Origin of the sequence: Streptococcus henryi DSM 19005, from assembly GCF_000376985.1 — a bacterium.
GTDB lineage: Bacteria > Bacillota > Bacilli > Lactobacillales > Streptococcaceae > Streptococcus > Streptococcus henryi.
The window spans coordinates 39,302-55,407 of record NZ_AQYA01000024.1 but is presented as its reverse complement, the minus strand read 5'-3'; the positions used below and the strand labels follow the sequence as shown (position 1 = coordinate 55,407).

The 16,106-nt window shown below is 37.3% G+C and carries 17 protein-coding genes and 1 pseudogene; 1 reads left to right on the top strand and 17 read right to left on the bottom strand.

Translation table 11 applies throughout. From position 1 onward, the window contains the following. The 6 genes and pseudogenes from F601_RS13045 to F601_RS0102410 all read right to left on the bottom strand — a co-directional run. Positions 1 to 1,319, bottom strand: a pseudogene (locus F601_RS13045) (IS3 family transposase); the annotation flags it as partial. Positions 1,320 to 1,951: 632 nt separating this feature from the next. Next, positions 1,952 to 2,122 (bottom strand): hypothetical protein, encoded by a 171-nt coding sequence (locus F601_RS13040; protein ID WP_018164079.1) that lies wholly within the window; start codon positions 2,120 to 2,122, stop codon positions 1,952 to 1,954. A gap of 13 nt (positions 2,123 to 2,135) precedes the next feature. Beyond that, the gene (locus F601_RS13035) at positions 2,136 to 2,285 is read right to left on the bottom strand and encodes a hypothetical protein (protein WP_018164078.1); all 150 of its coding nucleotides are present in this window, start codon (positions 2,283 to 2,285) and stop codon (positions 2,136 to 2,138) included. Between the two features lie 136 nt (positions 2,286 to 2,421). Next, the gene (locus tag F601_RS0102420) at positions 2,422 to 3,774 is read right to left on the bottom strand and encodes a sensor histidine kinase (protein ID WP_018164077.1); all 1,353 of its coding nucleotides are present in this window, start codon (positions 3,772 to 3,774) and stop codon (positions 2,422 to 2,424) included. Then, entirely contained in the window at positions 3,771 to 4,511 is a 741-nt protein-coding gene (locus F601_RS0102415) for a response regulator transcription factor (RefSeq protein ID WP_018164076.1), read from the bottom strand. Before F601_RS0102415 ends, F601_RS0102420 begins: the two co-directional genes overlap by 4 nt. Positions 4,512 to 4,519: 8 nt before the next feature. Further along, a complete protein-coding gene (locus F601_RS0102410) occupies positions 4,520 to 4,852 on the bottom strand; it encodes a LytR/AlgR family response regulator transcription factor (RefSeq protein WP_018164075.1) in 333 nt (110 codons plus the stop codon). Positions 4,853 to 5,144: 292 nt separating this feature from the next. On the opposite strand from F601_RS0102410, the gene F601_RS12210 reads away from it, so the two are divergent. Then, positions 5,145 to 5,501 (top strand): response regulator, encoded by a 357-nt coding sequence (locus F601_RS12210; RefSeq protein ID WP_018164074.1) that lies wholly within the window; start codon positions 5,145 to 5,147, stop codon positions 5,499 to 5,501. 136 nt (positions 5,502 to 5,637) lie between these two features. Here the strand turns inward: F601_RS12210 and F601_RS0102400 are convergent, their stop codons facing one another. The 11 genes from F601_RS0102400 to F601_RS0102350 all read right to left on the bottom strand — a co-directional run bounded on the left by F601_RS0102400 (position 5,638) and on the right by F601_RS0102350 (position 15,609). Beyond that, positions 5,638 to 6,453 carry a metal ABC transporter permease gene (locus F601_RS0102400; protein WP_018164073.1) on the bottom strand — a complete coding sequence of 272 codons (816 nt, stop codon included), beginning with the start codon at positions 6,451 to 6,453 and terminating at the stop codon, positions 5,638 to 5,640. Beyond that, entirely contained in the window at positions 6,443 to 7,153 is a 711-nt protein-coding gene (locus tag F601_RS0102395) for a metal ABC transporter ATP-binding protein (RefSeq protein ID WP_018164072.1), read from the bottom strand. The genes F601_RS0102400 and F601_RS0102395 overlap by 11 nt, the downstream gene beginning before the upstream one ends. Further along, positions 7,150 to 7,599, bottom strand: a complete 450-nt coding sequence (locus tag F601_RS0102390) for a zinc-dependent MarR family transcriptional regulator (RefSeq protein ID WP_018164071.1) — start codon at positions 7,597 to 7,599, stop codon at positions 7,150 to 7,152. The genes F601_RS0102395 and F601_RS0102390 overlap by 4 nt, the downstream gene beginning before the upstream one ends. Positions 7,600 to 7,803: 204 nt before the next feature. Beyond that, a complete protein-coding gene (gene ispE / locus F601_RS0102385; protein ID WP_018164070.1) occupies positions 7,804 to 8,655 on the bottom strand; it encodes a 4-(cytidine 5'-diphospho)-2-C-methyl-D-erythritol kinase in 852 nt (283 codons plus the stop codon). 638 nt (positions 8,656 to 9,293) lie between these two features. After that, positions 9,294 to 10,952 (bottom strand): sensor histidine kinase, encoded by a 1,659-nt coding sequence (locus tag F601_RS0102380; RefSeq protein ID WP_018164069.1) that lies wholly within the window; start codon positions 10,950 to 10,952, stop codon positions 9,294 to 9,296. Next, positions 10,933 to 11,628: a winged helix-turn-helix domain-containing protein gene (locus tag F601_RS0102375; protein WP_018164022.1), complete on the bottom strand. Its 696-nt coding sequence runs from the start codon at positions 11,626 to 11,628 to the stop codon at positions 10,933 to 10,935. The genes F601_RS0102380 and F601_RS0102375 overlap by 20 nt, the downstream gene beginning before the upstream one ends. Next, positions 11,625 to 12,275, bottom strand: a complete 651-nt coding sequence (phoU, locus tag F601_RS0102370) for a phosphate signaling complex protein PhoU (RefSeq protein WP_018164021.1) — start codon at positions 12,273 to 12,275, stop codon at positions 11,625 to 11,627. The genes F601_RS0102375 and phoU overlap by 4 nt, the downstream gene beginning before the upstream one ends. Then, positions 12,272 to 13,021, bottom strand: coding sequence for a phosphate ABC transporter ATP-binding protein PstB (gene pstB / locus F601_RS0102365; protein ID WP_018164020.1), 750 nt, complete (start codon positions 13,019 to 13,021; stop codon positions 12,272 to 12,274). Before pstB ends, phoU begins: the two co-directional genes overlap by 4 nt. Continuing rightward, a complete protein-coding gene (pstA, locus tag F601_RS0102360; RefSeq protein ID WP_018164019.1) occupies positions 13,014 to 13,892 on the bottom strand; it encodes a phosphate ABC transporter permease PstA in 879 nt (292 codons plus the stop codon). Before pstA ends, pstB begins: the two co-directional genes overlap by 8 nt. Position 13,893: 1 nt before the next feature. Further along, positions 13,894 to 14,739: a phosphate ABC transporter permease subunit PstC gene (gene pstC, locus F601_RS0102355; protein WP_018164068.1), complete on the bottom strand. Its 846-nt coding sequence runs from the start codon at positions 14,737 to 14,739 to the stop codon at positions 13,894 to 13,896. A gap of 9 nt (positions 14,740 to 14,748) precedes the next feature. Further along, complete coding sequence (locus F601_RS0102350; RefSeq protein ID WP_018164067.1) at positions 14,749 to 15,609, bottom strand: substrate-binding domain-containing protein; 861 nt, start codon at positions 15,607 to 15,609, stop codon at positions 14,749 to 14,751. Between the last annotated feature and the right edge of the window lie 497 nt (positions 15,610 to 16,106).

The following is a 16,106-nucleotide window of genomic DNA, read 5'->3' as shown; positions in this document are numbered from 1 at the left end:
CCATACGATACTCTCTAGAAGTATATTGAGATCCTCGGTCACTATGAAGAAGAGGTCTGGCACCAGGATTGTCTTCCATAGCTTTAGCTAGTGTTGTCATAACAAGCGGATTATCATTATGTTGGCTGATATGATAGGCTACGATTGAGCCATCGTAGAGATCCTTAATAGCACTTAAATAGGCCTTACTGCCTAATCCGTAGGTCATAAAAGTGACATCTGTACACCATTTCTGATTGGGAGCAGTGGCAGTAAAATCGCGATTAAGGAGATTGTCTTCAATATTCTTGTAACTGGTCTTTGTGCAGTAACCTCTTGACCGGCGAATGACAGATTGAAGTCCTAAGATTTGCATAAGACGACGAATGCGTTTCTTGTTGTAGTTAGTGCCTAGCAGACGATTGATGTTAAGCGTCATCCGACGATAGCCAAAGATGCCATTATACTCACAATGAAGGTCTTTAATGTGACTCATAAGTTCCCTATTAAGCTTCTCTGATGCAGTTTCCTTATGGTTTAATAGCCTGACCGAGACACCTTCAAAATCTGGCAAAGAGCACTGATAGATAGCTCTTTTTCCTCGTCATAATAATCCTTAAGGGCTTGAAATTTCTCTAAGTGACGACCTAGTCTTACCTCTGGTTTCGACGTTTGATTTCTTCCAACTTTTTTAGCAGGCCAACCTCCGCTTCTAAATAGCGGTTACGTTCCTCAAGCTGTTTGATCTTGAGTTGTAACTCTTCCTCAGTAGTCAGGTTTGGTTTACTATCAAGGCCCTTACCACGGCGGTCTACTAAACCTTGACTACCTTGCTTTTCAAACTTCTTAACCCAAGAATAGACCTGCTGGTAGGAAACACTATATTTCTCTACAGCTGCCTGGTAATTCTTCTCATGAGCAATGGTAAAATTGACAATCTCAACTCGCTCTTCAAAACTTGTCTTACGTCCCTGCTTCATTCGACTTAATCCTTTACTAGTAGCTTTGATTTCTTTACCACTAGTATACTCTTTTATCCATCGTACGAGAACAGATTTACTAGAAATACCATACTTTTGACAAATAGTATTTAATCCTCTCTGACCAGATAGATAATCTTCAACAGCAGCTTGCTTCAATTCCGACGTGTATTTCTTCCAAGTACGACTTTCCACAAGACCATCTTCACCATCAGATTGGTAACGTCTAATCCATCTTTCTAGAGTCGAGATGGCGACATCAAATCTCCTTGACAACTGACTTAGTGATTGCCCCTTCTCAAGGTGAGACAAGACAGCCTCTAACTTTTCTTCTACACTCTTTGGACTTCTTTTGGACATACGAAAACCCCTCATAGTTTCTAGTGAAATGTTTTTGTTATTTCACTGTCCACTATAAGGGGAGTATATCATAGCAAAATCCTGAGGGCTGGTTTTGATTTAACTTAAATCACTAGAAAGTTAATAAATTTGACCACGAACACTACAAGACTCTCCCGATTATATTAATATTTCAAACGAATCACTGAAAACTAACCCATATTCATTAATCATATATTTAGTATAGCCCATTATCTTATCATTAGATTCGCTATATTATGAAATGTCACATTTAGTATTGAACGAGCAATTTTGTGCGCTGAATAGAAAAAGAACCAACCTGTATTAAGCTGATTCTCTTACACTCTTACCTTTTATTCTGTCTTTGACAGACCTATGATAATCATAGCTGTACTCATAACAAATGCAGATAGCAATCCCATTGTAGTACTATTTATAAAAGGCTTATAAAAAATATAATAGTTGTAAATAGAAAATCCTATTCCAACAGCAGTTACGGCAACAGAAACACTAAGTAAGATTAACAAAAATTTTTTTCTACTCATAATTAACAACCCATTTCTATAACGATTATCGTTTCGATTCATTATACCAACCTTTGAGGTCGAACTATTTTTATTCTGACAAATTTTTTAGTTTATATTTTCAGATAGATGAAGTAGACCAACCAAAATCCCTAATACCATTATCATTGATAATGGGTAGTCCAACTCTTTATGAGTCAATGCTTTACCAATAAAATACATCAAGCCACAACTAAGACCAGAATAGATAAAGGTATCTATTAAGATATTCTTTTTCATGTTATTCCACCTATTACCGGCTATATTTGATAGCCTGTCCTATTGCATATCCCAAAGCAAACGAAGTCGAAACAATTTTAACTCCAGTGTAAATCATCACACCTGTGATAATTAATTCACCATCGTTAATAGACTTAAGCTCCTGTTTTCTCAACTCTTTCATGAGCAGCTCCTTTTTGTTTTTGTTTACAAGCTAAGTATACAATAAGGTGAGGGTTTATTTCAGTCATGTCGCCAAATGTCCTAAAGTGGTAATGAATAACCATTTTTTATCATTCAGAACAAAATATGACATTTGACTATTTGTTTCCCTCAAAAAACGTTAATTCTTGGATAAATTGGTGGTTATAACTATTAGTCGAAAGGGAAACATTTGGATATTTGTTTACAATAGTTTTAACATTTGCTAGTCCGATTCCCCTCCCCACTCCTTTACTAGAGATACCATAGTCATATATTGAACTGATTTCAACACTTTCTTCCTGAATGGAATTTTCAATAACCATAATTTTTCGATCTTCTTTTACAAAATAGGCAAAACCAAGACGACCATCTCTCACTTCTGCTGCAGCTTCTGTAGCATTATCAAGAAGAATAGAGAGCATGGTTATAAAATCAATAAGTTCCATATCTGGTGTATCTATTTGAGATGCAACTTCTACCGAAATAGCAATTCCTTTATTCTGGGCCTCCAACATCTTGGCAGATAGCAGACTTTTCATAGCATCGTTCTGAATATTAGACAATTCTGCAATATCATACTTGCTGTTATAGAATTGTTTATCTGAATCAGCTATAACTGCTTGGTAAACTGATTTTATTTGAGAAATATCCTCTGCCTTAATAGCTTCATTAAGACTTACCAAAATATTAGTATAATCATGCCTAAAACTCCTGATATCTCTATAAAGAGATTCCACGTGCCTGCTATATTGGGACAAATTCGTCAGTTGCCTATCCTTCAAATATTGAATTTCTTCCTCTTTCTTCTCTTTAAGTCGATAATTTAAAAATAGCAAGCTAACCGTAAATAGAACAAAATAGATTAGTAAAATATTAGTACGAATGAAGTACGGATCCCAGTTTAGATGAATGAAATTCCTTTCATTTGCTATTTCTAAAATAATATTCCCTCTAATTAGCAAAAGATAAGTAAGAAATAAAGTATTCATAGCTACAACGACATTTTTCACCATACTATCTTTTGTATCTATCTCAAACTCCTCTGCCTTTACACCTAAGCCCTTAAAAAAATAATGGTAGAAGGGAATCAGCAGTAGAGTGAGTAGAACATTAAAGAAGATACTATTATTAAAAGTAACAATATCAACGTTAAGCAAGAATCTCAAATAGAGACCAATGACACGCATGAACATATCTGAAATAACAGCTGGAAGTAAACCATAAAAAATTTTCTGAGTTTTGTTCCAGTCTGTTTTCAAAAAAGGAATTACTGCTAAAAGAAAGAATGGCTCTAAGAAAATAGAACTTCTAAGTAAAATAAGTCTAACACCCCACAAAATTAAACTAATTTTAACTATAAGTCTTACTCTTAAACCTAAACCACTGATTTGTCGAAAAATAAATAGTCGAATTAAGATATCAATATATAATATAACTTGAATTGAAAGAAAGGTTTGAAGTAGCGTCATAACTTATTCTCCATTATCTCCACTAACTTTTTCTGTTTCAATCGTGAGATGAAGCAGGAATCTCCATTCTCAAAAAAGACAATATGATTAGTGCGATCAATGCGGGTAATGTTATCTGGGTTGACGACACAAGCTCTGTGGGCGTGGTAGAGACGCTTATCAGTTTTTGCTATATCTGAAATCTTTCCATAAAATTCCATCTGCCCAGTCTTGGTTCTTAAAATAATTTTATGAACCGTAGGGGATGTCTCAAAATAGAGAATATCATTAAATGGTACCTGAACATGAGAATGATTCGTCTTATAAACAAATGAGTTGTCCGCAACTGAATAAGGAATATTTTTATAAGCATGTTCTAAAACTTGAGAGACTGCTTCCTGAAATTCAGTTTCTTTCAATCCTTTATCAATAAAATCTAGAGCTGATACATGATAACGATATGTTACTGGCATAAACTCAGAATGAGTTGTTACAAAAACAATAACAGCATTTGGATCCCTCTCTCGAATCTCACGCGCAACCTCTATCCCTTTTTTCTCCTGTCCTTTAATCTCAATATCTAAAAAGAAAAACTGATGGTTCCCTGTTTCTGTGATAGCCTCCAACAACTGATTAGGTTTCCCAAAAACTTCACAATACTTATATTTGACATCTGTTGTATCTATACAATTTTTTATAGCATTTTCCAATCGTGCTTGCTGAAAATGATCATCTTCTAGAATAAAAATATTTAACATTTTAACTCCTAAATTTGTTTCCAAAGTTTCTCTAATTCTTTTTGCTTCAGACGTGAATAAGAGATTGTATCAATTGCCTCATCTAAGAACATAATGGTACGATTCACCTTATCAAGTGCTCGAATCTTTTCAAGGTTAACAATATATTTTCGATGACATCTGTAAAAAATAAAACTTAATTTATCCTCCACATTAGTTAGACTATTATAAATTTCATAAACCCCATTAACTGTCACAACTTTCAAAATATGATTTTTATCTGAAGCCGGTGTGATGTAAAAAATATCCATTAAATCAACTTTAACTTGTACCTTCTGATCATTTACAATAATAGAACGCATAAGCTCCTCCTTAAATAAGCTACCTAAATACACAAGGTCGAATCGAAATAGGGACTATATCATTTTAAAAAAACTTTTTTATAATTCTTCGACCAAATTCACTTTAGATTATCTTATCAAATTTGAAAGAAATAAAGATGCATATATCGTAAACTGTCAATTTTATGTCATGAAATGCTATTTATGGTTACTGATTATAAAAAAACAGCTATTCACGACATTAATAATTAGCCTCGCGTAATAAAATATATAATAGACTTTAGATACCAAATCAAACCGAAAGGAGGTTAATTTGCTTTATATTATCACAAATGACAAATACAAACAAGATGTTCAAAAAACTATCACAAACTACATACAGCAACATTATCCCAAAGTAGATATCAAGATTCAAGAGACGGGACAAATCTATGAATCACAACATCATACTAATCTCTATTTTATCGTAAATAAGCATGGATTAGATATTGCGCAATATATTCGTAATCATGATCAAGGCGGACACATCGTCCTCGTTACAGAAAATATTGACTATACACAACTTTTTCGCTCCCATATCCGTTTCTTAGGTGTCATTGATAGTAATCACGATGTTCAAGCAGAAATAGAAGATTATATTGATTTTGCAATGAACAATCAGATGTTCTAATCAGAGAAATAATACTTAAAAATAGTTAGTCCACAGCTCTGGAAGGGGGCTCAAAGAGAAATAGCAAAGCTAATAGATCTATTATTCTATCACTACCTGAAGCATATAAAAAATCTAGGAGACCCTAGATTTTTTCTTATAATTTCTTACCTAGCATACCTACTAAACTTACCAATAAGAATATTGAAATAAATATCATGGTAATGGTTGCACTTGCTGGTGTTTCCCAATAGTAAGATCCAATAATACCAGCAACCATGCCAATAAATCCTATAAGAATACCAATAAAGATAACTGACTTAAAGTTTTTCCCTAATCGCATAGCAATACTTGCCGGCAAGACCATAATAGTTGATACAAGCAAAGCTCCAGCAGCAGGAATCGTTAAAGCGATAGCAATCCCAGTCACTACATTAAACAGTATTGACATCAAGCGCACAGGCAACCCATCCACCAAGGCAGTATCCTCATCAAATGTCAGAATATACATTGGTCTAATGAATAAAATCGTCAACAATAAAACAATCACTGCAATGACGAACAAGGCAATAACTTGCTCTTGGCTAATTGTGATAATCGACCCAAAGAGGTATTGTTCCAAACTGACACTCCCAGCATTACCAGATTTACTCATAATAATCAGCGAGATTGCCAGACCCAGCGACATAAGAATTGCATTGGAAATTTCCATATAATGCTTATAAACAGTTCTCAAGTACTCTAAGACTACCGCTGCTACTGTTACAACTGCAATCGTTGACCAAGTCGTTGATACTCCTAACATGATACCAAAGGCAACCCCTGCCAAGGATACATGACTAAGAGTGTCGCTCATCAAACTTTGACGTCGTAAAATGAGAAACATCCCCAGAATAGGAGCAAAAATACTAATGGCAACGACCGCCAGAATAGCTCTCTGCATAAAATCATAGGCAAAAATCTCAGTGAACATGATTATCCCCTTTCTGATCATTTTCATGAACATTGAAGCATCTCCAAGGCAAGTCCTGATTTCTCACCAAATGAATATTGCGATCAGCATAATCCTTGACTTCGTCAGGATCATGAGTAATCATAAGAACTGATTTACCATGCTTATGGGCACTATGATGCATGAGTTCGTAAAACGTTTTTGTCGTCCCAGCATCCATACCAGTTGTCGGTTCATCCAATACAAAAATATCTGGATCAGAGGCGAACATACGAGCAATAACAGCTCGTTGCTTTTGTCCCCCGGACAAACTTCCAATGCGCTTATGACGATTTTCCCACATTCCAACAGCTTCTAAACTTACTTTAATATGCTCTTCATCATGCTTATCCAAACGACGAAACCAGCCATTACGAGGATAGCGACCAGACTTAACAAACTCATAGACTGTCGAAGGGAAGCCAGCATTAAAACTAGCAATCTGTTGAGGTAAATATGCCAAGCGAAGCTTTTTCCCATCCTTATTTGTTTTTGACATGGTTACTTTTCCAACCTTAGGTGTTAAAATGCCCAGAGTAGCCTTAATCAAAGTAGATTTAGCTGCTCCATTTTCACCAGTCAGAGTTACAAACTCACCACTGTCCACATAATAGTTGATCCCCTCTAAAACAGGCTCACTATCGTATTGGAATGTCAAATCTTCAACTGTTATATACCTCATATTTCTCCTTCCAGTTTCTTTGAGAATGAATCTAGGAAGCGCTCAATTACCTCTTGATCCGCATCTGAAAACTCATCAATTAAACTACGATAAACACTTAATGTCTTTGTATGGTGATGACTATGTTCAGAAGCTATTGGCTTGGCAGACTCTGTTAATTCAAAATAAGTGACACGTGCATCCACTGTATCTTTTTTCGCTGCCAAAAGATCCCGAGCCAACAAGCTTTTGATAGCTTTTGTAATGGCTGCCTGACTTACATTTAACTTTTTAGCTAAATCCGAATTCGTTAATCGTTCTTGTGACAAAAGCATAAGAATATGCTCCTGAGTATTAGTCAGTTTAACACCACTTTCACAGACACCAAACAATAGCTCATGCTGATTTTCAGCCTTAAGCAAAATCTTATTGACTAAAGTATCAATACTATTTTCTAATTCTTTCATCAAATCGCCTCTTTTCTTAACCAGTTAATTATATCAAAAAAGAAAAAAAGAAGCAAACTAGAGCTACTTTCCGGGAAACTAGTAAATAATACTAGAAAATTAAACAAAAAAGCTGACTACTTAAAAGTAAAAGTAACCAGCAACCACTTAATTCCATATCATTTTTGATAAACTCAACATAATTCAGTAAATCCTATATTATCATTATAGTATTCTAACTTTATAAACTTCTTTGCAGAAGCCACGCATTCCATTAACAATACGATCAGCTTTTTTTTCAGTCTGACAAAGAGCAAAAACAGTTGGACCACTTCCTGTCATCAAGGCAACATCTGCACCACACTTCATCATCTTATCTTTAATCTTTTGGATAAAAGGTTTACGAGATATGGTGACATCTTCAAGCGAATTTCCCATATGACTGATCATAGCCTGGTAATCTTGACTGAGAATCGCTTCCTTAAGAGCTGGAATATTAACCCGAGAAATCGTACTACAATCAATCTCAGGAAAGACCGTTCGAGTCGAAACCCCAAATTCAGGCTTAACAAGTACAACCCATGATGATATCCGGCTGTCTAAACATTCAACAACCTCACCCTTACCAGAAATAAGCGAACAACCCGCCTCAATACAATAAGGAACATCGCTACCAATCTCAAAACCAATTGAAACCATCTCACTCTTAGATAAATTCAAGTCCCACAATTGATTCAAAGCACGAATAGTCGCAGCCGCATCTGTTGAACCACCACCTAATCCAGCACAAATCGGTATAGATTTTTCCAAAACAATCTTAACACCCTTAGAAATACCGTATCGCTCCCTAATCATAGCAGCAGCCTTAAAAACATCATTTCTACCATTTAAAGGCATCTTATGATTATTGGATTCAATAACAATCTCATTAGAATCTATCTCAGTTACAGTGACATAGTCGCTAAGATCTACACTAACCATTATCATTGATAATTCATGATAACCATCTTCACGCTTACCAACAATATCTAAACCCAAATTAATCTTAGCAGGAGCTTTCTCAATAATACTAGACATCAATCTTCCTTTATAAAATAATATTAATATTATACAAAAAACAAAGGCAGAACTCAAAACATATCTTTATAAGATTAGTAAATCCATCTGAAATAATTAAAAAAATAACAAAAAAACGTTGATAACTCAACGCTTTCTAACTTTATGCCATACCGGCGGCCGGTAATAACTGGCTACCCTTTGAATTAATTTATTAGTTTTAAAGCATTTGAACAACTTTAAATTCGTATGAAACTTTATTTTTCTAATATTTTTGGGAGATATTTTGGGAAACTAAAATCTTTTTCCAATCCCATTTGAACAAATAACACAGAGGTGTGAAGCTTTACAATCTTTCTTAAAACCTGGTTTTGGGTGACAAAAATCAAATATCTGTAATAACATATTAAATCAACCTTTCAAAATTCGTTTTCATTGAATATAGGCACTTATTACCTAATCTGACAAACAATGGATTACCATTAGATTACCAAAATTCCGTTTTCGGAGCTTATGTAGTTGAGGAAATTACCCATTTAAAATTTCTTAGTTTTTACTTCATTTCTAACTTATAGTATTTACTACAATCCCTTGTACTAGTACCATACCAAGTTAAAATTGTTCTATCACGCAATCCTTTTAGTAATTAAAACTGTTTTTTATAGATTATGAAATGTTATTGTCATCTTAGTACCTTTTCCTAAACTACTTTGAACTTGAATAGAGGCATTATGAAGCGACAAGCCGTGTTTGACGATAGAGAGTCCCAGACCAGTTCCACCAACTTTTTTTGAACGACTTTTATCCACACGGTAAAAGCGTTCAAAGATACGGTCTTGATCTTCTTTAGCAATGCCGATTCCCGTATCTTCGATTTCCAAGAGAATAGTCTTGTTAGTTTGTGGCTTAACTTTGATAGAGGCATCGCCATTTTCACGATTGTACTTAATTGCATTGTCGCAGAGGTTATAAATAACAGAGTAGAGCAGCACAGGATTTCCCTTTAGTTTGCTGGTCTCTCCTGACAGATGCAGGTGGACTCTCTTCTCTTGAGCTGTTGGTAAAAGGGTATCTTGAACATTCTTAGCAATTTGGTAAAGGTCAACCTCTTCCATGGTTAGCTGATAAGCTTCATCTAGTTGAGAAAGATTGATGATATCCTCCACCAAACTCATGAGTCGTTGTGATTCCTTGTAAATCTTTGTAGAGAAGGCTTGCGCATCAGCTTTTGAAACGAGATTATTAGCAAGAACTTCTGCGTAACCCGAAATCAAATGCAAGGGCGTTTTTAGCTCATGAGATACATTAGCTGTAAATTCTCGTCTCATTTGCTCAGCTTGGAGTTGCTCACTGACATCAAACAAGAGGAGAACAAGACCAGTCACTTTACCATCAGCTAAAATTGGACGAATAAGAGCTCGGTAGGTGCTAGTATCAAAGATAACAAGCCCCTCGCATTTTTGACCTTTGAGTCCTCGGTCAACAAGTTCAACTAAAGGGAGATTGCGGGTAATTTCTAAAATATCCTGCCCCTTACTAAACTCGTCTGCCTCCAGTAAGCTTAAGGCTGCGCCATTGATACTTAAAATCCTGCGCTGATCATCTAGTAAAATCATTCCTTCTTTAATCTTGGAGATGATGGTATCAAATTCCTTCTGATGTCTAGCCAGCAGAGTTTTTTTATGAAGAATTTCCCTTTGGTGACGGTCAAGACGTCGTAACAAGGGCGACAGTTCCTCATAGGCATCATTAGCCAAGGGCTGATCTAGGTTTAGACGGTTGAGCGGTTGGACAATTCTATTGGCCGTATAGCGGGCGATAAGTATTGACAGGATAAGCGCCAGCAAAACAATCAAGAAAATAGGCTGAATCATCCTCAGTAAAAGAAGTAAGACACTGTGCTGAGTGACAGATAAACGGACAATGGTGCCATTATCCAGACGCTGAGCCACATAAAAAGAGCGCTGCGTTAAGGTGGAAGAATAACGAGAGCTTTCACCGTAGCCTTCAGTCAAGGCTTCCTTGATTTCTTCTCTCTTGAGATGATTTTCCATTTTAGCAGAATCTGACTTGCTATCATAGAGAACGTTTCCTAGATTATCCACCCAAGTAATGCGAACGTTAGAAATCTTCAAACCTTGAAAATAATCTTTTCCTTCCGCTGAAATCCCTTGAGCTACTAATGAGCTTGCTGTGTGAAGCTGATCAAATTGAATCTGAGTAAAATAGCGGTAGAGTACCCCCATGATAAGAATGAGAGAGGCCAGTAGGACGCCGATAGCGGCAGACAAAATGGATTTAAAGATTCTTTTGGTCATAAGCTTCCTCCATGCGGTAGCCGACACCACGAACAGTTTGAATGTAGGATCCGCAAGTTCCTAGCTTTGTCCGTAAGGTGCCGATATGAACATCAACCGTCCGTGTTTCAAGCAAGACATCATCTCCCCAAACCATATCTAGCAACTCCTGACGCGTAAATACACGACTAGGATTACGCATAAGGAGAAACAAGAGGTCAAATTCTTTCCGCGTCAAGTCAATTCGCTGACCTTCAACTGTTACAATATGGTTTCTACTATTTAGGGTCAGCTGACCCAGACGAAGTGCGACCTCTTGGGACTGGCTGGCTTGTGTGCGACGAAGAACAGCCTTGATGCGCGAAATCATCTCCATCATTCCAAAAGGCTTGACTAAATAGTCATCAGCCCCCAAATCAAGACCATTAACCTTATCAAATTCTGTTCCCTTAGCTGTTGTCATGATGACAGGAATTTCTTTCATTGCACTAAATGACCGCAGTCGTTTTAAAATACTAAGCCCATCTTCCTCTGGCAACATAATATCCAACAGAATCAGTTCAGGTAGCGGAGCCTCACTCAGCATTTCCCAAAACGGTTTGCTGGAAGAAAATCCCTGTACCTCAAAGCCAGCTATTCGCAAAGTGTAAAGCACCAGTTCTCGAATATCGTCATCATCTTCAACGCAATAAATCATGTCACATCTCCATCTAACTGCCCTGTAATTGAAAAAATCACCCATTTAGCAATATTAACTGTGTGGTCACCAATTCTTTCGATATATTTGGCGACCATAAGAACATCAATAGCCTGCTCACCGTCAACATCTTCTCCCGAAAAGTAGGCTATTAACCTCTTCTTCATTGTATCAAATTCTTGGTCAACTTTATCATCTTTTTTAATGACTTGATTGGCTAAAGTAACATCTTCTTGAACAAAGGCATCTATGCCAGTTGTTACCATGCCTAAAACATGGTCAACCATTACATGAAGTCCAGCCAACTCCTTTTCTGATTGGATGCGACCTGCACCGACAATTTCAGCCACTTCGGCTGCCTGCGCACCGATCCGCTTTAGGTCGTAGACCATTTTTAAGGCAGCAGAAATATGACGAAGGTCTGAAGCAACTGGTTGCTGGAGTAAGAGTAACTTTAAGCACTGTGCTTCAATATCACGCTCTAATTGTTCAATTTTTTGGTAAATGCTAAGTGCATTTTCAGCACTGCTACTATCACCACTCAGGAGTTCAATGGATTTTGAAATAATATCCTCACAGAGAGCACCCATAAGAATCATGTCGTTATTAAGCCTATGAAGCTGATTTTCAAATCTGCTGCGAATCATCCGAATCTCCCCGTAATATAATTTTCTGTTCTTTCATCTTGAGGCAGAGAGAACAATTGACTAGTCTTATTGTATTCAACTACCTCTCCTAGGAGGAAGAAGGCTGTCTTATCTGAAATGCGAACAGCCTGCTGCATGTTATGAGTCACTATAACAATGGTATATTTTTTCTTAAGCTCAATGACCAGTTCTTCAATTTTGGCTGTTGAAATAGGATCTAAAGCCGATGTTGGCTCATCCATCAGGAGAATATCTGGCTCTACGGCTAAGGCACGAGCGATGCAAAGACGTTGTTGCTGACCACCCGACATACCCAAAGCCGACTTGTTCAGTCTATCCTTGACTTCATCCCAAATAGCAGCCTGTCGAAGGGACTTCTCCACAACCTCATCTAGCTGAGTTTTATTGTGAATGCCATGAGTGCGCGGTCCAAAGGCAATATTATCATAAATACTCATTGGAAAAGGATTGGGCTTTTGGAAAACCATCCCCACCTTTTTACGGAGCACATTGATATCAATGTCGCGATAGAGGTCTTCACCATCTAATAGAACCTGACCCGTAATCCGACAATTTTTGACCAAGTCATTCATGCGGTTGAGACTTTTTAAGAGGGTTGATTTCCCACAACCCGACGGTCCAATGAAGGCGGTAATTTCATTAGCCTCAATCTCTAAATTAATATTTTTCAAGGCTTGAAAATCATTGTAATATAAATCCAAATGGTTAATGACTAATTTACTCATCAGCTGTCCTACTTCCTAAGCGTTTTGCAATTAAACCTGAAATAAAATTCACAACAAGAACCAATAGCAACAGAATCACGGCTGTTGCGTATGTCTGGTTGACATAAAGGCCTTCGCCTGAAATAGTGTACATGTGTACAGCCAAGGTACGTGTGGAACTAAAAATGCTCTTAGCTACTTCTGCCACTGTCCCCGCTGTAAAAATCAAGGCTGCGGATTCTCCGATAATGCGCCCAATAGCCAGAACGACCCCTGCAAAAATACCTGACATGGCACTTGGTAGAACAATTTTAAAAATGGTTCTAAGTTTTCCTGCCCCTAGGGCAAAAGCTCCCTCACGATATAAATCAGGAACCGATAGCAAAGCCTCTTCAGTTGTCTGAATAATCACTGGTAAAATCATAATAGCCAGTGTGATGGCACCAGATATGAGGGACAAGCCCAAATGCAGGTATTTAACCAAAAAGAGAGAGCCAAATAAACCGTAAATGATAGAGGGAATACCAGACAGGGTCTGAGCAGCTATACGGATTAACTTGACCATAGGATTGTCACGACGCGCATACTCCGTTAGGTAAATGGAACCTCCAATACCAACCGGTACTGCAATCAATAAGGTCAATACAATCATGTAAATCGTGTTGATAAGAGCTGGCATGAGTGAAACATTCTCACTATCATAAGTCCAAGCAAAGAGGTTAATCTGGATATGAGGAAGCCCCATGATTAAGATATAAGCAACAATAAAAATAATCGCCAAGAAGCTCAGAAGAGCCATGAGATAAACCAAACAAAATAATAACAAAGAAAGCTTATCTTTTTTTCGTGACAGAAGACGCTCCTTCCAGTTTCTTTGATTGATATTTTCCATACTAGTCCTCTTTATTGATTACTGAAAAGCTGATATTGATGATTAAGATAAAGACAAAGAGCACTACGCCTGTTGCAATAAGAGCTCTGCGGTGTAAACCACTGGAATAGCCCATCTCCATGACAATATTGGTGGTCAGCGTACGAACCCCAGATGTCAAATTTTGCGGTAGCACAGCTTGATTCCCCGCAACCATGATAACAGCCATCGTCTCCCCAATCGCTCTGCCAACACCTAGAATGATGGCAGACAGAATTCCCCGCTTGGCAGCTGGAACTACTGCTTTAAAAACACTACGTTCATGGGAAGCACCCAAGGCTAAACCACCCTCATAATACGATGGGGGAACTGCACGAAGCGATGCCTCTGATACACTGATGATGGTTGGTAAAATCATAATACCTAGCAAAATAGAGGCCGCCAAGACTCCCATCCCAAAACCGCCAACTTGCTGACGAATTAAAGGGACGATCACTACTAAGCCAAAGAAACCGTAAACGACTGAAGGAATTCCAGCCATGAGATTGATTGTTGCTTTTAAGGGCTTGTATAGTTTATCGGGACAAAAATAGGCCATAAAAATCGCTGTCAGAACCCCAATAGGAACTCCCAGCAGTAAGGATCCTACCGTCACATACAAGGAACCCACAATCATCGGTAAAATACCGTAAAGATGATTAGCTGGTCGCCATACAGTACCCGAAATAAATGACCAAAATCCGATTTCCTTGATAGCAGGTAAACCACTAACAAATAAAAATAAGCAAATGAGTAAAACCGAAATAACGGTCAGACAGGCAGTAAATAAAAACACTCCTTGCACAATCTTTTCCTTGAAATGATTCATAAGAACCTCTTAATCTGAAAGGCCGTCCCAAGTTGTCGTGTCTCCTACATAGATACTCTCAACCTGCTTAGAACTTAGGTTATCAATGCTATTATCTTTATTGACAATCACGGCGATACCATCCATGGCAATTGCCGTAGAAGAAACACCTTTTTTACTTTCGTCACTTGTTAGATCACGTGAAGCCATTCCCAAATCTGATGTTCCATCTATGGCATCTGTGATGCCTGTGGTAGAGTCGCTGGTCTGAACTTCGACTGTTACAGAGGCATTGACCTTCTCATAAGCTTCCTTCAACTTTTCCATGACAGGTGATACCGAACTTGAACCTGAAACCACGACTTTTCCTGAATTAACAACAGGGCTGTAAGTCTTGTTTGTATCAACTGGAATATAACCATTATCTTCAACGATAGCTTGACCGTCGTTGCTCATGATAAAATTCATAAAATCTTGTGACACCTGGCTAAGATTATCCTTAGTCACAATGTTAAAGGGACGAGAAATTTTATAAGATCCATTTTTGACATTCTCAACAGTCGCTTTTTCCCCATCAATCGTAACAGCCTTAACACTTTTGTCCAGAGAACCTAGAGAAGCATAACCAATCGCTGCCTTATCCCCAGCAACGGTTGTCATCATAACTGAAGTTGAATTGGTAACAACGGCATTTGATGTCGTCCTGTCAACATCATCCTTTTCAACACCAAAGAGTTCGATAAAGGCGCCCCGTGTACCTGACCCATCTTCACGCGTCACAACATCAATAGTGGAAGTGGAAGAAGATTTCGTCCCGCCACAAGCCACTAATAAACTAGTACTCGTCAAACCTACTAAAGCTAGTAAAGATAATTTTTTCAAAAATACCATTTCCTTCTCCTTATCAAACAGTGTTTTTACAAGGCCATTTAAAGACATGAGCCTTTGTAAAACTATCATTAATTTTTACACTTTCATTATAACTACTCTTCATCAAATCTATTCCCATGCTTTTGTAAAGTTTATGTAAAATCAGTCTGAACTTAATATAAATAAATCAGACCTTACGACAAAGTACCAACATTGTTAACGAGAACTTAAAAATAGCTGCAATCCATCAGGTAATTCCTCAAAAAATGTTAACCTATAATGAAGGTTAGATAGACTTTTTCGTAGTTTTCACAAATTATCTGAGATCCAAAGAAAATACCAATACTCATGAGTCTTTAATTCAGATGAGTGCAAACTTCACATCATAAGAATGACAGAAATCAGCACACAATACAATTCAAATCGTATAACAGCTGTGGATTGACCATCATAATTAAGTTTTTCGAGCTTTATTTTACAAAGTTTCCCATTTTAAAAATCGGTCAAAAAAAAAACAA